The following is a 17,853-nucleotide window of genomic DNA, read 5'->3' as shown; positions in this document are numbered from 1 at the left end:
CGTCTTTGCAACAGTCGTGCCGGTGTTCGCCAAAAGACGTATGGATGGCACGAAAGATGCACCGAAACGGTGTGAACCCGGATGCCGCCACCCCCAGCCCCGACGACGCGCCCCAGCGCATCGTCAAGGTGCGGCGCGACTACAACAGCTGGGTGGCGAGCGAGACGCTCGAGGACTACGCGCTGCGCTACACGCCGCAGCGCTTTCGCAAGTGGTCTGAATGGCGCGTGGCCAACACGGCCTTCGGCGCGGCTTCGTTCCTGGTGCTGGAGGCCGTGGGCGCGACGCTGCTGGTGCAGTACGGCTTCGCCAACGCGTTCTGGGCGATCGTGGCGACGGGGCTCATCATCTTCCTGGCGGGCCTGCCGATCAGCGTGTATGCCGCGCGCTACGGCGTCGACATGGACCTGCTCACGCGTGGCGCGGGCTTCGGCTACATCGGCTCCACGCTCACCTCGCTGATCTACGCCTCGTTCACCTTCATCTTCTTCGCGCTCGAGGCGGCGGTGATGGCCTATGCGCTCGAACTCGCGCTGGGCGTGCCGCCGGTGTGGGGCTACCTGGTGTGCGCGCTGGTGGTGATTCCGCTGGTGACGCACGGCGTCTCGGCCATCAGCCGGCTGCAGCTGTGGACCCAGCCGCTCTGGCTGGTGATGCTGGTGGTGCCCTTCGTCTTCGTGCTGGTGCGCGATCCTGGTGCGTTTGCTGGCATCGTGCACTACAACGGTGTGAAGGCCGGCGCCAAGGGCTTCGACCTGCACCTGTTTGGCGCGGCGCTGACCGTCGGCATCGCCTTGATCACCCAGATGGGGGAGCAGGCCGACTACCTGCGCTTCATGCCCGCGCGCACCGCCGCAGGCGCGCGGCGCTGGTGGGCCGGCGTACTGGCCGGCGGGCCGGGCTGGGTGGTGCTGGGGGTGGTCAAGATGCTGGGCGGCGCGCTGCTGGCCTACCTGGCGATCACGCACATGGTGCCGGCCGAGCGCGCGGTCGATCCCAACCAGATGTACCTGGCGGCCTACGAGTACGTGTTTCCGAACTACGGCTGGGCGGTGGCCGCGACCGCGCTGTTCGTGGTGATCTCGCAGCTCAAGATCAACGTGACCAACGCCTATGCGGGCTCGCTGGCCTGGAGCAATTTCTTCTCGCGCGTGGCGCACAGCCATCCGGGGCGCGTGGTGTGGGTGGTGTTCAACGCGCTCATCGCCTTCATGCTGATGGAGATGAACGTGTTCGAGGCACTGGGCGACGTGCTCGGCCTGTTCGCCAACATCGCCATCGCCTGGATGATGGCGGTGGTGGCCGACCTGGTCATCAACAAGCCGCTGGGCCTGTCGCCGCCGGGCATCGAGTTCAAGCGGGCGCACCTGTGGGACATCAACCCGGTGGGCGTCGGCGCGATGGCGCTGGCCTCGGTGCTGTCGATCACCGCGCACCTGGGCGTGTTCGGGCCGCTCGCGCAGGCTTTTTCGGCGCTGATTGCGCTGGGCACGGCGCTGGTGGTGTCGCCGCTGCTGGCCTGGGCCACGGGCGGCAAGTACTACCTGGCGCGGGGCTCGGCCGGCCAGGGCGCGGTTGCCTTCGCCCCGGCCGCGGGCCCGCGCGCGGTGCGCTGGGCGCGGGTCGTGCATGCAGTGGACGAGGGCAGCTACCAGCGCCTCAAGGTGCAGCACTGCGTGATCTGCGAGCGCGAGTACGAAGGCCCCGACATGGCCCACTGTCCGGCCTACCAAGGCGCGATCTGCTCGCTGTGCTGCACGCTCGACGCGCGCTGCGGCGACCTGTGCAAGCCGCATGCGAGCCTGTCGGCGCAATGGTCCTCGGTGCTGCGCTGGCTGCTGCCGCGCTTCAGCTGGCGCTATCTCGACACCGGCCTCGGGCACTTCCTGCTGCTGATGCTGATCATCGTGCCGGTGCTGGCGGTGGTGTTCGGCGTGCTCTACCAGCAGGAGCTGCGCGCATTGGGCGAGAGCGCGCTGCAGCTGGCCTCGCAGTCAGAGCTGGCCGAGGCGCTGGCCGGCGTGCAGCAGTCGGCACTGCGCTCGGGCTTTCTCAAGGCCTACATGGCGCTGCTCGTGATTGCGGGCGTGGTGGCCTGGTGGCTGGTGCTGGCGCACCAGAGCCGCAAGGTCGCGCAGGAGGAATCGAACCGCCAGACCCATCTGCTGATGCGCGAGATCGAACTGCACCGCGCCACCGACCGCGCCTTGCAGTCGGCCAAGCAGACGGCGGAGGAAGCGCGCGAAGTCGCCGAGCAGGCCAAGCTCGCGGCCGACGAGGCGCGCCGCGCCGCCGACCAGGCCAACCAGGCCAAGAGCCGCTACATCAGCGCCATCAGCCACGAGCTGCGCACGCCGCTCAACAGCATCCTGGGCTACGCGCAGCTGATGGGCGAGGATCAGTCCGTGCCGCCGCACCGCCAGCAGGCCGTTGCGGTGATCAAGCGCGGCGGCGAACACCTGCTGTCGCTCATCGAGGGCACGCTGGCCATTGCCCACATTGAGGCCGGCAAGCTCACGCTGCATGCCAGGCCCATGCGCTTTGCCGACACGCTGCGCGAGCTGGCCGACATGTTCGAGCTGCAGGCGGCCGAGAAGGGCTTGCGGTTCCGCTTCGAGACCACGGGCAGCTTGCCCGAGGTGGTGCGCGCCGACGAGAAGCGCGTGTGCCAGATCCTCATCAACCTGCTGGGCAACGCCATCAAGTTCACGGCCGTGGGCGAGGTGAGGCTGCGGCTGTCGTATGCGCGCGAATTCGCCTCGGTCGAGATCGAGGACACCGGCCCCGGCATGACGGCCGAGGACATCGAGCGCATCTTCGAGCCCTTCACGCGCGGCGATGCGGCCGCGGCTGCGACGCCCGGCGCGGGGCTGGGCCTCACCATCGCCAAGATGCTGACCGACCTGATGGGCGGCGAGATGAAGGTGCGCAGCACGCCCGGCGAAGGCTCGCTCTTCTGCGTGCGGCTCTTCCTGCCGCGCGTGCACGACGCGGCTGGCGCCTCGGGCCGGCCGGCGCCGGTGCAGCCTGCGCGGCGCGGCTACGAAGGCCCGCGCCGGCGGCTGCTGGTGGTCGACAACGAGGAGGCCGACCGCGAGCTGCTGGGCCATGTGCTGGCGCCGCTCGGCTTCGAGCTGCGCAGCGCCGCCAGCGGCCACGATGCACTCGACCTCATTGCGGCCGGCTACCGGCCCGACGCGATGTTCGTCGACCTTGCCATGCCCGGCATCGATGGCTGGGAGACCATCCGCCGCGCGCGCAGGCTCGGCCTGGCCGATGCCAGCGTGGCCATCGTCTCGGCCAATGCCTTCGACAAGGGCCTGGAGAACGACGTGGGCATTGCACCGGAAGATTTCTTCGTCAAGCCGGTGCGCCACACGGAACTGCTCGACTGGCTCGAACGCCGCCTCGGCCTGCGATGGACCGACACCGCCGCCAAGCCCGCGCCCGCCGCCGCGGCGCGCGCCATGCAGGCGCCATCGCTTTCGAGGCTGCGTGCGCTCGACGAAGCGGTGAGCCTGGGCTACTTTCGCGGCATCATGAACCAGCTCGACGAAATCGACGCCGACGAGCCTGAATGCCTGGCCTGGACCGAAGCGCAGCGCGTGCTTGCGCGCCAGTTCCAGTTCGAGGCCATGAGCCGGGCGCTGGCTGCCGCGGTCGGCGCGGCCTGAAGAACAACCCCCATGGAAACCACTCCGCTTGCAAGAACGCTGCGCGAACAGGGCGCCAACAGCGACCTCGTGCTGATCGTCGACGACGTGCCTGACAACCTCGCGGTGCTGCACGATGCGCTCGACGAGTCGGGCTACACCGTGCTCATTGCCACCAGCGGCGAGCAGGCGCTGCAGCGCGCCGCGCAGGCCCGCCCCGACATCGTGCTGCTCGACGCGATGATGCCGGGCATCGACGGCTTCGAGGTGGCGCGCCGGCTCAAGGCCGACGCCGCGACGGCGCACATTCCCATCGTCTTCATGACCGGCCTCACCGAGACCGAGCACCTGGTGGCCGCGCTCGAGGCCGGCGGCGTCGACTACGTCACCAAGCCGATCAAGCCCAAGGAAGTGCTGGCCCGCATGAACGTACACCTGCAGGGCGCCCGCCGCGCGCGGCAGGACGCGCGCCAGGCCGGCCAGGCGCGCAATGCGCTCGACGCCTTCGGCTACGCGAGCATCACGGTGCGCCTGCCCGAAGGCAAGCTGATCTGGCAGACGGCGCTCGCGCGCGAGCTGCTGCAGCGCTACTGCGACACCCGCGCGCCCGAGACGCCGCCCGTGGTGCTCGAATGGCTGCGGCGCCATGCGCCCGAGGCCAGGCAGCAGGGCATCGAGCCGCCGGCGCTTTCGATCGTGCGGCCGAGCGTGGGGGCCACACCGAGCGCCGCCGGGCCGCCCCAAGGCGCGAGCGGCCCCCTCGGGGGGCAGCGAGGACACGCAGTGCCGAGCGTGGGGGCCACACCAACCACGAGCAGCCTCAGCCTGCGGCTGCATCGGCAGACCGGGCAGGACGACGATGGCGACGAATGGATGATCGTCATGCGCGAGATTTCCGACACTGCCGTGATCGAGGCCATGAGCCTGAGCCTGAAGCTCACGGCGCGCGAGGCCGAGGTGCTCTACTGGGTGGTCAAGGGCAAGACCAACAAGGACATCGGCGAGATCCTGGGCAGCAGCCCCGCCACGGCCAAGAAGCACCTGGAGCGGGTGTACGTGAAGCTCGGCGTCGAGACCCGCACGGCCGCCGCGGGCGTGGCCATCAAGCGCATCCGCGAGCTGCAGCCGCAGTTCGAGATCTGAGAATCCGCCTTGCGGGCGCCGCGCCGCCGCGGTGACTTTGGCCATCCCTAGAATGCCGGGGACTTCGGGATGACGGGCGATGAAAAAGAACAGACGCAGAACAACAAGGATTCGACGACTTCGGCCGCAACCCGCCTGGCTGATGGCGGCTTGCACTTTGGCCAGCGCGGCTGCCCAGGCCGCGGGCCATTTCGACGTGGACGATGCAGGCATGCTCGATCCGGGCCAGTGCCAGTACGAAGCCTGGTGGGGCCGCACCGGCACCGAGCCGGTGAACGGGCTGCACATCGGCCCGTCCTGCCGCGTCGGGCCGGTCGAGCTCGGGTTCAACGCCGACCGGCTGTCGGCGCAGGGCGTGCATTCGGTCACCGCGGGGCCGCAGCTCAAATGGAATTTCTACGGACCCGCTGCCGATGCGCCGCTGAGCGCGGCGCTGTCGCTCGGCGCCGTGTTCGACCTCCGGCGCGGCGGCCGCGCCGGCGGGCAGCTGGTGCTGCCGGTCACTTGGCGGCCGGCGGACAGCCTGCAGGTCCACGCCAACCTCGGCGCCGACTGGGCCACCGGCACGGGGGCCCGCACGCCGCGCGGCGGGCTGGCGGCGGAATGGGCGCTCGATGACAAGGTCTCGCTGATCGCCGAGCGCAGCCGCGCATCGGGGGTGTGGACCTCGCGCGTCGGCGGGCGCTTCAGCCTCACGCCGCTGGTCAGCGTGGATGTGAGCGCCTCCAGGACGGGGCCCGGCGGCGTGCGCGGCTTCGTCGTGGGGCTGAACCACGAGTTCGGCTTGAAGTAGAAGGGAGAAAAGAGGAGGCGCGCGGCTTCAGCGCAGGTAGCGCTGGATGCGCTTCTCGTCCTCCGCCAGCTGCCGGCGCATGAGCGAAAGAAAGTCGCGCGCGGTGGTGGACAGCACCTTGCCCGCGGGCAGCGCCAGCACGCACGAAAAGAACACGTCGACCGAGAGGCGGCGCACGACGAGGCCGCGCTCCGCGTAGTCGAGCGCGGTGATCGGGTTGACCAGCCCCACGCCCAGGCCGCGCACGGCCATCTCGCACACGCTGGCCGCGTAGGGCGTCTGCACCATCACCCGGAGCGACGCGCCGCGCTCGGCCAGTGCGGTTTCGAGCCCGCGGTGCGAAGGGTCCTCGGGGTTCAGTGCCAGGAAGGGCACCTGCGCGAGCTGTTCGGGCTCGACGCGCTTGAAGCGCGCCAGCGCATGGCCTTGCGGCATCACGACCACGCCGGGAAAACGCGCGAAGGTCGAGTGATCGATGCCTTCGAGCGGCAGTTCATCGGCCATCAGGCCGAAGTCGGAGACGCCCTTCGCCACGCGGTCGCGCACGTCCTTGGAGCTGAGCACCTGCAGCGACACCTGCGGCCAGGGGTTGTCGCCGCGCTGCGCCTTCAGGCGTTCCAGTGCGCGCGGCATGAAGCCCAGGCCGAAGGCCGGATAGCAGCTGAGCTCGAGCTGGTTGGTGCCGAAGTCGCGCAGGCTGCGCATGCGGTGCTCGATCGCCTCCATGCCGATGAAGACGCGTTCCACCTCGCTCCACAGCGCCTGCGCCTCGGGCGTGGGCACCAGCCGCCCGCCGGTGCGCTGGAACAGCAGCATGCCGGCCTGCGCTTCGAGCCGCTTGAGCGACTGGCTGATGGCGGGCTGCGTCACATGCAGCAGCGCCGCGGCCTTGCGGGTGGAGCCGGCGCGCATCAGGGCCCGGAACGTCTCTATTTCGGTGAAGCGCATCGATAAGTTTTCTTATCGCTTGAGTATTTCAAGCTAGATGATTTTATTTGTAGATGCCTAAGATTTCGGCACGACTTCCCCAGCCAAGACCCCGCTGAACATGCCTGCACCCGTCATCCACTTCAAGCTCGCCTCGGCTTCCGAGCCGCCCGCCGATCCGCCAGGCGCCGCGCGGACCCGTCCGCCGCGCCCGGTGAAAAACCCCCGGTTGCAGGGTTTTCGGTGCCTGCGCTGCGATGCCCCCTATCCGCTCACGCTGGCGAACGACGGCTGCCCCGCTTGCCGCGGCATGGGTGTCCACGTCGGGCTGCACGCGAGCTACCTGCCTGAGAGCGGCAGCCCCCTGCCCATGCCCTACGCGCCGGGCTTCACGCTGGGCGAGGGCGGCACGCCGCTGCTCGACATGCCGGAATTGGCGCACGAATTCGGCGTGGCGCGGCTCGCGCTCAAGGACGAATCGTGCAATCCCACGGGCTCCCACAAGGACCGCATGGCCGCGGTGGGCGTGGCCCAGGCGCTGGACTTCGGCGCCCACACGCTGGTGCTGGCCTCGTCGGGCAATGCCGCGGTCTCGGCGGCGCACTATGCATGGGCTGCGGGGCTGGGCTGCGAAGTGGCCACTTACGAGGGCCTGCCCGCCGCCTACGCGCGGCAGCTCGATGCGCTGGGTGCGCGGCGCTACGCCTTTGCCGACAACGCCGGCCGCTGGGCCTTCGTGCGCGAGCGCTCGCAGCATCCGGGCTATTTCGCGCTGACCAATTTCCGCCTGCCCGCCCTGGGCAGCGCGCCGCTCGCGATCGAGGGCTACAAGCCCATTGCGCTGGAGTGCCTGGCCGAGGGCGGCCTGCCCGACCACGTCGTGATCCCCACGGCGCGCGGCGACCTGGCCTGGGGCATCTACGCGGGCTTTCGAGACCTGCTGGCCGCCGGGCGCATTTCGCGGCTGCCGCGGCTCTGGCTGGTGGAGCCTTTTGCGCGCCTCTCGCGCGTGCTGGCCGGCGGCGCGCTCGATGGCGCGTACCCCGGCCACACCGCGCAGTTTTCCACCGCCGGCTCCACCGTGACCTTCCTGCAGTGGCAGGCGGCCGTCGCCTCGGGCGGCGGCGCGGTGGTGGTGAGCGACGACCAGGCCCGCGCCGCCCGGCAAAAGCTCACGGCGGCCGGCGTGAGCGCCGAGCTGTGCGCGGCGGCCGGGCTGGACGCGCTGCGCCAGCTGCGCGAGCGCCATGCCATTGCGGCTGACGCCCACGTGGTGCTGATGCTCACCGCCAATGCCTCGCGCGACCCGAGCTGGCCCGACCGGGCCGCCTGAACCTCCGACGCACCCCAGAAGGAATCGAAACCATGCACGCAATGCAACGCCGCGCCTTCCTGGCTGCCGGTTCGGCCGCCGCCCTGTTTGCCGCCACCGCGCAGCGCGCCTGGGCGGCCTTTCCCGACAAGCCCATCAAGCTGATCGTGCCCTGGGCCGCCGGCGGCAGCACCGACGCCATTGCCCGCGCCATGGCGCAGCGCATGAGCCAGACGATCGGCAGCTCGGTGATCGTGGACAACCGGCCCGGCGCCGCCGGCCAGATCGGCACCGAGGCGGCGGCCAAGGCCGCGCCCGACGGCTACACGCTGGCCATCGTCGAGCTGCCGCACGCCATTGCGCCCGCGGTGACGGCGCGGCTGCCCTACGACCTGCTGCGCGACTTCACGCCGGTGACGATGATCGGCACCTCGCCGCTCGTGTTCTTCGCGGGCATGGACAACGACAGCCGCGATTTCAAGACCTTCGTCAAGACCGCGGCCGCGCGGCCGATGCCGCCGGCCATCGCGCACAGCGGCGCCGGCACGGTGAGCCACCTGGCGGCCGAACTGCTGGCGAGCCGCACCGGGATCAGGTTCAACATGGTTCCCTACCGCGGCTCGGCGCCGGCGCTCACCGACGTGGCGGCGGGCACGGTGGCCGGGCACTTCGCCACGCTGGCCAGCGGCTCCAGCCTGCTGGGCGCCAACCGGATCCGCCCGCTGCTGGTGACGAGCGCGCAGCGCGTGGCCATTCCGGGGCTCAAGGAAGTGCCCGCGCTGGCGGAGAGCGGGCTCAAGGGCATGGAGATCGACCAGTGGTGGGCGCTGGTGGCGCCGGCCACCACGCCACTGGAGCTGATCGAGCGGCTGCGGCGCGAGGCGATCGCGGCGCTGGACCATGCGTCGGTGAAGGAGCGCATGGCGGTGCTCGGCGTGCAGCTGAAGGGCTCCACCACGGGCGAGCTGCGGGCCTTCATGCGTTCGGAGGCCGAGCGCTGGCAGAAGGTGGCGCACGGCATCGGGCTGCAGCCGCAATAGGCGGGGCCGCCCGGCCGTTCGAGGGGACGGCTTTTCTTGCTCAGCGTCCGGACTGCACCTTGATCCGGATCGTGTTCACGTCCCAGCCCTTGCTGCGCAGCCGCGTGACCAGCATCGGCGACAGCTGGCGCAGCTTGGCGGCCGCCGCGCTGCCGTTGACCAGCAGGCACCACACGTCGCCCTCGGCCGGGCCGGCCTGCACGGCCGGGCGCATGGCCGGCGGAATCAGCCCCTCGACCGCCCGCAGCCGCTCGCTCGCGTCGCGCGCACGGGCGATCAGGCTCGCCAGGGTGGGCGAACCTTCGGCGGCCTGCTGCAGCGTGAAGGGGGGGACGGAGCGGCGATTCATGGGTAATCCGGAGGGAGGAACAAGGGCAGCTAAAATGCCCGGTTTGCCGACGCTTGCGCCGGCAGATCCGGTCTGGAGCCGCTTGCCTTCTTCGGAGCTTGCATTCGAAGAAGATGCGCCCAACTGCTTTCACCATATCTTAGGGAATCCGGTCGCAGTGCCTGCCTGGTCAGGTGCACGCCCATCTCCACGCCAATGGCAACCAACTTCCTGACCCAGATTTTCGGCAGTCGCAACGACCGGCTCCTCAAGCAGTATCGCAAGACGGTGGAGCGCATCAATGCACTCGAACCCGAATTCGAGAAGCTCAGCGACGATGGGCTGCGCGCCAAGACCCAGGAGTTCAAGGACCGCATCGCCAAGGGCGAAACCCTCGACGACCTGCTGCCCGAAGCATTCGCCACCGTGCGCGAAGGCTCCAAGCGCGTCATGAAGATGCGCCACTTCGACGTGCAGCTGCTCGGCGGCATGGCCCTTCACAACGGCAAGATCGCCGAAATGCGCACCGGCGAGGGCAAGACCCTCACGGCCACGCTGCCGGTGTACCTGAACGCGCTGTCCGGCAAGGGCGTGCACGTGGTCACGGTGAACGACTACCTGGCCAACCGCGACGCCCAGTGGATGGGCCGCCTGTACAACTTCCTGGGCCTCACGGTCGGCATCAACCTGCCGCAGATGCCGCGCGAGGAAAAGCAGCAGGCCTACGGCAGCGACATCACCTACGGCACCAACAACGAGTACGGCTTCGACTACCTGCGCGACAACATGGTGTACGAGCCCGGCGACCGGGTGCAGCGCATGCTGAACTACGCCATCGTCGACGAGGTGGACTCCATCCTGATCGACGAGGCCCGCACGCCGCTGATCATCAGCGGCCAGGCCGAAGACCACACCGACCTCTACCTGGCCATCAACAAGGTGGTGCCCCTGCTGACCAAGCAGGAAGGCGAGGCCGATCCGCGCACGGGCGAGGGCGTCACGGTGCCGGGCGACTTCACGGTCGACGAAAAGACCCACCAGGTGTTCCTGACCGAAGACGGCCACGAGAAGGCCGAGCAGCTGCTGGGCGAATTCAAGCTGCTGCCCGAAGGCGCGTCGCTCTACGACCCGGCCAACATCACGCTGATGCACCACCTGAACGCCGCGCTGCGTGCACGGCACCTGTATCACCGCGACCAGCATTACGTGGTGCAGCAGGGCGAAGTCGTCATCGTCGACGAATTCACCGGCCGCCTGATGACGGGCCGCCGCTGGAGCGACGGCCTGCACCAGGCCGTGGAAGCCAAGGAAGGCGTGCAGATCCAGGCCGAGAACCAGACGCTGGCCTCCATCACCTTCCAGAACTACTTCCGCCTGTACGGCAAGCTGGCCGGCATGACCGGCACGGCCGACACCGAAGCCTACGAGTTCCAGGAAATCTACGGCCTCGAAACCGTCATCATTCCGCCGAACCGCCTCAGCAAGCGCGACGACCAGCTCGACCGCGTCTACAAGACCACGCGCGAGAAGTACGAGGCGGCCATCCAGGACATCCGCGAGTGCTACGAGCGCGGCCAGCCCGTGCTGGTGGGCACCTCGTCGATCGAGAACTCCGAAATCATCGACGGCCTGCTCACCCAGGCGGGCCTGCCGCACCAGGTGCTCAACGCCAAGCAGCATGCGCGCGAAGCCGACATCGTGGCGCAGGCCGGCCGCACGAAGATGATCACCATCGCGACCAACATGGCCGGCCGCGGTACCGACATCGTGCTGGGCGGCAACATCGAGAAGATGATCGAGGCCATCGAGAACGACGAAGGCCGCGACGAAGCCACCAAGGCAGCCGACATCGCGCACGTGCGCGACGAATGGACCCGGGACCACGAGTTCGTCAAGTCGCTGGGTGGCCTGCGCATCATCGCGACCGAGCGCCATGAGTCGCGCCGCATCGACAACCAGCTGCGCGGGCGTTCGGGCCGCCAGGGCGACCCGGGCTCCTCGCGCTTCTACCTGAGCCTGGACGATCCGCTGATGCGCATCTTCGCGGGCGACCGCGTCAAGGCGATCATGGACCGCCTCAAGATGCCCGACGGCGAGGCCATCGAAGCGGGCATCGTCACGCGCAGCATCGAGAGCGCGCAGCGCAAGGTCGAGGCGCGCAACTTCGACATCCGCAAGCAGCTGCTCGAGTACGACGACGTCTCGAACGATCAGCGCAAGGTGATCTACCAGCAGCGCAACGACATCCTCGACGCGGCCGATCTCTCGGCACAGATCGCGGCGCTGCGCGAAGGCTGCTTCACCGACCTCGTGCGCCAGTACGTGCCGGCCGAGTCGGTCGAGGAGCAGTGGGACCTGCAGGGCCTGGAGAAGACGCTTTCCAATGAATGGGGCATCGACATGCCCCTGAAGCAGCAGGTCGAGGCGGCCGAGGCCGTGAGCGACGAGGACATCGTCGACATGGTGGTGAAGGCCGCCAACGACAGCTTCGATGCCAAGGTGGCGCTGATCGGCCAGGAAAACTTCACCCAGTTCGAGCGCATGGTGCTGCTGCAGAGCATCGACACGCACTGGCGCGAGCACCTGGCCTCGCTCGACTACCTGCGCCAGGGCATCCACCTGCGCGGCTATGCGCAGAAGCAGCCCAAGCAGGAGTACAAGCGCGAGGCCTTCGAGCTCTTCGGCCAGCTGCTCGACTCGGTCAAGAACGAAGTCACGCGCCAGCTCATGACGGTGCGCGTGCAGTCGGGCGAGCAGCTCGAGGAGGCCGCCGATGCGCTCGAGAGCCGCGGCGAGAACGTCTCGAACATCACCTACAGCGCGCCCACCGAGACCGGCGAGGTCGAGGTGCGCCTGGACGAGGAAAACCAGCGCCGCATCGCGGCCGCGGGACTGGGGCTGGGCACGCTCGGCGCCGAGGCCGCGGCCTTCGCGCGCGTCGGCCGCAACGATCCCTGCCCCTGCGGCAGCGGCAAGAAGTACAAGCACTGCCACGGCAAGCTCAGCTGACCCAGAAACTCCAGAGAAGAGAAAACCGCCATGCCCGTGAACCTGTCCGCCCCTGATCCTGCCGCCTTGTTCGCGGTGCCCGGCGTCCGCATCGGCGTGGCCGAAGCGGGTGTGCGCAAGGCCAACCGCAAGGACCTGACCGTCGTGCTGATCGACGAAGGTTCCGCGGTCGGCGGGGTGTTCACCCAGAACCGTTTCTGCGCGGCGCCGGTGCAGGTCTGCCGCGACCACCTGGCGGCCGGCTACGGCATCCGCGCGATGGTCATCAACACCGGCAACGCCAACGCCGGCACCGGCGAAGACGGCCTGATGCGCACGCGCTCCACCTGCATCGCTCTCGCGCGCCAGCTGGAGATCGCGCCCGAGCAGATCCTGCCGTTCTCCACCGGCGTGATCATGGAGCCGCTGCCGGTGGACCGCATCGAGGCCGGCCTGCCCGCCGCGCTGGCCGACGCGGCGGAGAACCACTGGGCGCGTGCCGCCGAAGGCATCATGACCACCGACACGATCCCCAAGGCGTTCAGCCAGCGGGTCCAGGTCGGCGGCGCCACCGTCACCATCACCGGCATCAGCAAGGGCGCCGGCATGATCCGCCCGAACATGGCGACCATGCTGGGCTTCATGGCGACCGACGCGAAGATCGATCCCTCGCTGATCCAGCCGTTGGCCCGGCGCCTGGCCGACGCCTCGTTCAACCGCGTGACCATCGACGGCGATACCTCGACCAACGATTCCTTCGTGGTCATCGCCACCCAGAAGGCCGCGCACGCCGCCATCACCTCGCTCGATTCGCCCGAGGGCAAGGCCCTGGTTGACGCCATGCAGAACGTCGCGCGCCTGCTCGCGCAGGCCATCGTGCGCGATGGCGAGGGTGCCACCAAGTTCATCACCATCCAGGTCGAAGGCGGCCGCAATGCCGCCGAGTGCAAGCAGGTGGCCTATGCCGTGGCGCATTCGCCGCTGGTCAAGACGGCCTTCTATGCGAGCGACCCGAACCTCGGCCGCATCCTCGCGGCGGTCGGCTACGCGGGCATCGAGGACCTCGACCAGACCGGCATTGACCTGTTCCTGGACGACGTGCACGTGGCCGTCAAGGGCGGGCGCAATCCGTCCTACCGCGAGGAAGACGGCCAGCGCGTGATGAAGCAGAGCGAGATCACGGTGCGCATCGGCCTGGGCCGCGGCAACGCCAGCGAAACCGTGTGGACCTGCGACTTCAGCCACGAATACGTGACCATCAACGCCGACTACAGGTCATGAACGAGCAGTTCCAGAAGCTGATCGAGCGCGCCGAGCAGCTGATCGGCCGCATCGAGTCGATCCTGCCGCAGCCGCTCGCGGCCCCCGCCGACTGGAACGCGTCGATCGCCTGGCGCTACCGCCGCCGCAGCTCGGGCCATGGCGTGCTCGAGCCCGTCAGGCACGTGGCCGCCATGGCGCTCGACAGCCTGAAGGAAATCGACGTCCAGAAGGAAAAGATCGAGCGCAACACGCGCCAGTTCGTCGAGGGCAAGCCGGCCAACAACGTGCTGCTGACCGGCGCGCGCGGCACGGGCAAGTCGTCGCTGATCCGCGCCTGCCTGCAGGCCTATGCGCCGCAGGGGCTGCGCTTGATCGAGGTCGACAAGGCTGAACTCACCGACCTGCCCGACATCGTCGAGGTGGTGTCGCAGCGGCCCGAGAAATTCATCGTGTTCAGCGACGACCTGAGCTTCGACGAGGGCGAGCCGGGCTACAAGGCGCTCAAGTCCATTCTCGACGGCTCGATCGCCGCGGCCACGCCCAACGTGCTGATCTACGCGACCAGCAACCGGCGCCACCTGCTGCCCGAGTACATGAAGGACAACCTCAGCTACACCCACACCGAGGACGGCGAAGTCCATCCCGGTGAGGTGATCGAGGAAAAGATCTCGCTGTCGGAGCGCTTTGGCCTGTGGGTCAGCTTCTATCCGTTCAGCCAGAACGAATACCTGGCCATCGTCGCGCAGTGGCTGTCGTCGTTCGGCGTCGACGCCGCCGCCATCGAGGCGGCGCGGCCCGAGGCGCTGGTCTGGGCGCTGGAGCGCGGATCGCGCAGCGGCCGCGTGGCCTACCAGTTCGCGCGCGACTACGCCGGGCGGGCGACGGCATGAGTGCAGAGCAAGGCCGCAAGCACACCGAGGTGGCCGTTGGCGTGCTGATCCGGCCGGCCGACGGCGCGCTGCTGCTGTCCACCCGGCCCGAGGGCAAGGCCTATGCGGGCTTCTGGGAATTTCCGGGCGGCAAGATCGAGGCCGGCGAAACGGTGGAGCAGGCGCTGCGCCGCGAACTGGAAGAAGAACTCGGCATCACCATCGCGGGCGCCGAGGTCTGGAAGATCACCGAGCACGACTATCCGCATGCGCTGGTGCGGCTGCACTGGTGCAAGGTCACGGCCTGGAGCGGCGAGTTCGAAATGCGCGAAGGCCAGGCCATGCGCTGGCAGCAACTGCCGCTGGATGTGGCGCCGGTGCTGCCGGGCGCCTTGCCGGTGCTCGAATGGCTGACCCAGGAGCGCGGCCTGCCGGCCTCGGCGGCGCTGGCGGTCTCGACGCTGGCCTGATGGACGGGGCCGCGCGGGCGGGCGGACGCGCGCAGCCGGCGCTGCGGGCCTGGAGCACCAGATGATGCACCCCAAGTACCGCCCCGACATCGACGGCCTGCGCGCCGTGGCGGTGGCCTCGGTGCTGGCCTTCCATGCGTTTCCCGATGCATTGCCGGGGGGCTTCATCGGGGTCGACATCTTCTTCGTGATCTCGGGCTTCCTGATCACGACCATCATCATGCAGAGCCACGCGGCCGGCGACTTCAGCTACCGCGACTTCTACGCGCGGCGCATCCGGCGGATCTTTCCGGCGCTCACGCTGGTGCTGCTGGCCACGCTCGCCTTCGGCTGGTATGCGCTGCTGCCCAGGGAGTTCACCGAACTCGGCAAGCAGGCAGCGGGCGGCGCGGCCTTCATCGCCAATTTCGTCTTCTGGGGCGAGGCCGGGTACTTCGACACGGCGGCCGAGACCAAGCCGCTGCTGCACCTGTGGTCGCTGGGCATCGAGGAGCAGTTCTACATCTTCTGGCCCATGCTGCTCGCGCTGGCCTGGCGCCGGCGCTGGCCCATTCTTCGGCTGCTGTGGGTGCTCGCGGCGGTGTCGTTCCTGGTCAACGTGCTGACCATCCACCCTTACCGCACGGCGGCCTTCTACTCGCCCGCTTCGCGCTTCTGGGAGCTGATGGTGGGCGGCATCCTGGCCTGCATGCGCCTCAAGGCCGCGGGCAAGGTGCCGGCCTGGCGCAGCCACCTGCAGTCCTGCCTGGGCGTGGGGCTGATCGTGCTCGGGCTCGTGATGACCCGCAGCGACAAGGCCTTTCCAGGCTGGTGGGCGCTGCTGCCCACGCTGGGCGCGGCAAGCTGCATCGCGGCCGGGCCTGCGGGCCTGCTCAACAGGCATGTGCTCGCGAGCCGGCCGATGGTGTGGATCGGGCTCATCAGCTATCCGCTCTACCTGTGGCACTGGCCCTTGCTGGTGTATGCGCGCATCGTGGAAGAGGGCGAGCCGGCGGCGTGGATCCGCGCATGCCTGGTGCTGGCGAGCGTGGCGCTGGCCTGGTTCACCTATCGCTTCGTCGAGCGCTTCACCCGGGCGCGAGCCCAGGCCGGCATGCTGCGTTCGCTGGTGGCCGGCAGCACGGCGATTGCGGTGGCCGGCCTGCTGGCGCTGGGCGGCATGCCGCCGCGCAACGGCAGCGACCTGCTGCGCAAGGTGACCGACGCCACCGTGGACGACAACTACTACGCCGGCTTCGAGCAGCAGAAGATCGGCGCCTATCCGGTCAAGCGCGTGGGCAGCGGGCCGCGCACGGTCCTGCTGATCGGCGACAGCCACATCCTGCAGTACGCACCCCGCGCCCTGGCGCTCGCGGGCAGCGCGCCCGAGCGCATGGCGACCACGTACTTCTCGACCTATGGCGCCTGCCCGCCGGTGCCCGGCATGGTCGCCGAAGGCAACCCGGGCTGCGAGAAGGCGCGCGGCGAGATGCTGGCGCTGGCGCTCGATCCGCGGATCGACACGGTGGTGGTGGGCGGCTGCTGGAACTGCTATTTCACGGGCAACTTCCCGCTGCCCTTCTACTTTCGCGAAGGCGATGCGGCCTACCTCGTGAACAACGGCGGCGAAGGCCTCGGCCGCTCGCTGGCCTCGCTCGAGAAGCTGCTGGCCGAACTGGTGCGGCACAAGAAGAAGGTCTACCTGCTGCTGGACAACGCCGGCGGCCCCGAGTTCGAGCCGCGGCGCCTCATCGAAGGCAGCCGCATGGGGCGCATGGTGGCCCTGCACAGCACGCCCACGGCGCCCCTGCCGCCGGACCAGGCGCGGCTCAACGAGCAGCTGAAGGCCCTGGCGCGGGCCAGCGGCGCGGAGCCCATCGACGTGATGGCCAGGCTTTGCACCGGCGGGCAGTGCCTGCGGGCAACGCCCGACGACGCGCCGGTCTACAAGGACCGGGAGCATCTGCGCCCGGCCTATGTGCGCGGCCATGCGGACTACCTGGACCGCATCCTGCTCGCGCCGCAGCCGTAGCGCGCCTACTGGACTTTCTTCGGATCGCCGAAAGGCTCGTCGTCGGCCGGCGCTTCGGCCGGCATCCGGAATTCCTCGCTGGCCCAGGCGCCGAAATCGATGCCCTTGCAGCGTGCGCTGCAGAACGGGCGGTAAGGGTTGCGTTCGGCGTAGACACTGTCGCCGCCACACGAGGGGCAGCGGACGATCCGCTCGCCGATCTTGTTCACGTCGCTCATGATGGGATGGATAACCTTCGTGCTTGCCCTGCGGTGCGCGCCCTGGAGACGAGCCGGCGGCTCAGGCGCAGAGCGTGAGTTCGAATGCGACGTCGTCGCTGCTCGGGTGCAGGCGGTCGTCGGCTTCATGCCGCATCATCCGCACCGACACCATGAGCCGGTTGCCGCTGATTTCGGGAATCAGCCCCAGTTGCGGATCGATGCGCAGGCGCAGCAGCTGGAAGCTGCGCCCCTGCGGCAGGTTCTGCTGGAATTGTCCGCTGGTGGCGATGACCTTGTAGGGCACGTCGGCATCGCGCAGCAGCTTGAGCAGCAGGTAGATGGATTCGGCCAGCGGCGAGAGTGTGGCCGACCAGCGTTCGAGGTCGGCGCGGCGGCTGGCCGCGCTGCGGTGCTGCCACGCGTAGTAGGCGGGCAAATCGAATTCGCAGGTGCCGCCCGGAATGCCCGCGCGGCTGCGAATGCTCATGAGCCATTCGTTTTCGGTCAGCGACTGGCCGGCCTTGCCGGCAACGGCATTGAGCGTGGCGAAATTGCGTTCGAGCTGGCCGACCACCTGGTCGAGCACGGCCTCGGCAATGGCGGGATTGCCGCGGTAGCTGTTGAAGACGTTCTTGTGCTTGTCGAGGTCGCGCATCACGTCGGCCTTGAGGTCGGCGCGCGCGGCGACATCCATGATCTCGAAGATCGTGACCAGCGCGTAGTGGTGCGAGAGCGCGGACTCCGAGGGCACCAGCTCCCCGAGACGGCGGAACAGGTGCTCCAGCCGCAGATAGGTGCGGATGCGCTCGTTGAAGGGGTACTCGTAGAGGATCACGCGGTTCTATAGCTTTCCTGT

14 protein-coding genes are annotated in these 17,853 nt (G+C 68.9%); 10 read left to right on the top strand and 4 right to left on the bottom strand.

Going from position 1 to position 17,853, the window contains the following annotated elements; genetic code table 11:
* Positions 1-56: 56 nt before the first annotated feature.
* The 3 genes from ACAM58_RS20810 (at position 57) to ACAM58_RS20800 (ending at position 5,589) form a co-directional block, all read left to right on the top strand.
* Positions 57-3,674 (top strand): ATP-binding protein, encoded by a 3,618-nt coding sequence (locus ACAM58_RS20810; protein WP_369663459.1) that lies wholly within the window; start codon positions 57-59, stop codon positions 3,672-3,674.
* A gap of 12 nt (positions 3,675-3,686) precedes the next feature.
* Positions 3,687-4,796 carry a response regulator transcription factor gene (locus ACAM58_RS20805; RefSeq protein ID WP_369663458.1) on the top strand — a complete coding sequence of 370 codons (1,110 nt, stop codon included), beginning with the start codon at positions 3,687-3,689 and terminating at the stop codon, positions 4,794-4,796.
* Between the two features lie 142 nt (positions 4,797-4,938).
* A complete protein-coding gene (locus ACAM58_RS20800) occupies positions 4,939-5,589 on the top strand; it encodes a hypothetical protein (RefSeq protein ID WP_369663457.1) in 651 nt (216 codons plus the stop codon).
* Positions 5,590-5,616: 27 nt separating this feature from the next.
* Here the strand turns inward: ACAM58_RS20800 and ACAM58_RS20795 are convergent, their stop codons facing one another.
* Complete coding sequence (locus ACAM58_RS20795) at positions 5,617-6,537, bottom strand: LysR substrate-binding domain-containing protein (RefSeq protein WP_018906800.1); 921 nt, start codon at positions 6,535-6,537, stop codon at positions 5,617-5,619.
* A gap of 100 nt (positions 6,538-6,637) precedes the next feature.
* Here ACAM58_RS20795 and ACAM58_RS20790 point away from each other — a divergent pair, with 100 nt between their 5' ends.
* Positions 6,638-7,849 carry a pyridoxal-phosphate dependent enzyme gene (locus ACAM58_RS20790; RefSeq protein WP_369663456.1) on the top strand — a complete coding sequence of 404 codons (1,212 nt, stop codon included), beginning with the start codon at positions 6,638-6,640 and terminating at the stop codon, positions 7,847-7,849.
* A gap of 32 nt (positions 7,850-7,881) precedes the next feature.
* A complete protein-coding gene (locus tag ACAM58_RS20785) occupies positions 7,882-8,868 on the top strand; it encodes a tripartite tricarboxylate transporter substrate-binding protein (RefSeq protein WP_062365615.1) in 987 nt (328 codons plus the stop codon).
* Positions 8,869-8,908: 40 nt separating this feature from the next.
* Here ACAM58_RS20785 and ACAM58_RS20780 read toward each other — a convergent pair whose 3' ends face one another.
* The gene (locus ACAM58_RS20780; protein WP_015867007.1) at positions 8,909-9,217 is read right to left on the bottom strand and encodes a DciA family protein; all 309 of its coding nucleotides are present in this window, start codon (positions 9,215-9,217) and stop codon (positions 8,909-8,911) included.
* 195 nt (positions 9,218-9,412) lie between these two features.
* On the opposite strand from ACAM58_RS20780, the gene secA reads away from it, so the two are divergent.
* From secA to ACAM58_RS20755, 5 genes are all read left to right on the top strand, one after another.
* Positions 9,413-12,205, top strand: a complete 2,793-nt coding sequence (gene secA, locus ACAM58_RS20775) for a preprotein translocase subunit SecA (RefSeq protein WP_015867006.1) — start codon at positions 9,413-9,415, stop codon at positions 12,203-12,205.
* Between the two features lie 30 nt (positions 12,206-12,235).
* Positions 12,236-13,465, top strand: coding sequence for a bifunctional glutamate N-acetyltransferase/amino-acid acetyltransferase ArgJ (gene argJ, locus ACAM58_RS20770; protein WP_018906804.1), 1,230 nt, complete (start codon positions 12,236-12,238; stop codon positions 13,463-13,465).
* The gene (locus tag ACAM58_RS20765; protein ID WP_015867004.1) at positions 13,462-14,337 is read left to right on the top strand and encodes an ATP-binding protein; all 876 of its coding nucleotides are present in this window, start codon (positions 13,462-13,464) and stop codon (positions 14,335-14,337) included. Before argJ ends, ACAM58_RS20765 begins: the two co-directional genes overlap by 4 nt.
* Positions 14,334-14,786: a (deoxy)nucleoside triphosphate pyrophosphohydrolase gene (locus ACAM58_RS20760; protein WP_015867003.1), complete on the top strand. Its 453-nt coding sequence runs from the start codon at positions 14,334-14,336 to the stop codon at positions 14,784-14,786. The genes ACAM58_RS20765 and ACAM58_RS20760 overlap by 4 nt, the downstream gene beginning before the upstream one ends.
* A 61-nt stretch (positions 14,787-14,847) precedes the next feature.
* Positions 14,848-16,797 carry an acyltransferase family protein gene (locus ACAM58_RS20755; protein WP_369663455.1) on the top strand — a complete coding sequence of 650 codons (1,950 nt, stop codon included), beginning with the start codon at positions 14,848-14,850 and terminating at the stop codon, positions 16,795-16,797.
* Positions 16,798-16,802: 5 nt separating this feature from the next.
* Here ACAM58_RS20755 and ACAM58_RS20750 read toward each other — a convergent pair whose 3' ends face one another.
* Positions 16,803-17,015, bottom strand: a complete 213-nt coding sequence (locus tag ACAM58_RS20750) for a DNA gyrase inhibitor YacG (protein ID WP_015867001.1) — start codon at positions 17,013-17,015, stop codon at positions 16,803-16,805.
* A gap of 61 nt (positions 17,016-17,076) precedes the next feature.
* Positions 17,077-17,832: a cell division protein ZapD gene (gene zapD, locus ACAM58_RS20745; protein WP_015867000.1), complete on the bottom strand. Its 756-nt coding sequence runs from the start codon at positions 17,830-17,832 to the stop codon at positions 17,077-17,079.
* Between the last annotated feature and the right edge of the window lie 21 nt (positions 17,833-17,853).

The organism is Variovorax sp. V116, from assembly GCF_041154435.1.
Classification (GTDB): Bacteria; Pseudomonadota; Gammaproteobacteria; order Burkholderiales; family Burkholderiaceae_C; genus Variovorax; species Variovorax paradoxus.
Note: the sequence above shows the minus strand (reverse complement) of the source record. Positions and strands in the feature narration are given on the sequence as shown.

Bases quoted from the DNA above. Each gene is read 5' to 3' on its own strand.
- ACAM58_RS20810 (WP_369663459.1), top strand. From the start codon at position 57: ATGCACCGAAACGGTGTGAACCCGGATGCCGCCACCCCCAGCCCCGAC.
- ACAM58_RS20805 (WP_369663458.1), top strand. From the start codon at position 3,687: ATGGAAACCACTCCGCTTGCAAGAACGCTGCGCGAACAGGGCGCCAAC.
- ACAM58_RS20800 (WP_369663457.1), top strand. From the start codon at position 4,939: ATGGCGGCTTGCACTTTGGCCAGCGCGGCTGCCCAGGCCGCGGGCCAT.
- ACAM58_RS20795 (WP_018906800.1), bottom strand. From the start codon at position 6,537: ATGCGCTTCACCGAAATAGAGACGTTCCGGGCCCTGATGCGCGCCGGC.
- ACAM58_RS20790 (WP_369663456.1), top strand. From the start codon at position 6,638: ATGCCTGCACCCGTCATCCACTTCAAGCTCGCCTCGGCTTCCGAGCCG.
- ACAM58_RS20785 (WP_062365615.1), top strand. From the start codon at position 7,882: ATGCACGCAATGCAACGCCGCGCCTTCCTGGCTGCCGGTTCGGCCGCC.
- ACAM58_RS20780 (WP_015867007.1), bottom strand. From the start codon at position 9,217: ATGAATCGCCGCTCCGTCCCCCCCTTCACGCTGCAGCAGGCCGCCGAA.
- secA (WP_015867006.1), top strand. From the start codon at position 9,413: ATGGCAACCAACTTCCTGACCCAGATTTTCGGCAGTCGCAACGACCGG.
- argJ (WP_018906804.1), top strand. From the start codon at position 12,236: ATGCCCGTGAACCTGTCCGCCCCTGATCCTGCCGCCTTGTTCGCGGTG.
- ACAM58_RS20765 (WP_015867004.1), top strand. From the start codon at position 13,462: ATGAACGAGCAGTTCCAGAAGCTGATCGAGCGCGCCGAGCAGCTGATC.
- ACAM58_RS20760 (WP_015867003.1), top strand. From the start codon at position 14,334: ATGAGTGCAGAGCAAGGCCGCAAGCACACCGAGGTGGCCGTTGGCGTG.
- ACAM58_RS20755 (WP_369663455.1), top strand. From the start codon at position 14,848: ATGATGCACCCCAAGTACCGCCCCGACATCGACGGCCTGCGCGCCGTG.
- ACAM58_RS20750 (WP_015867001.1), bottom strand. From the start codon at position 17,015: ATGAGCGACGTGAACAAGATCGGCGAGCGGATCGTCCGCTGCCCCTCG.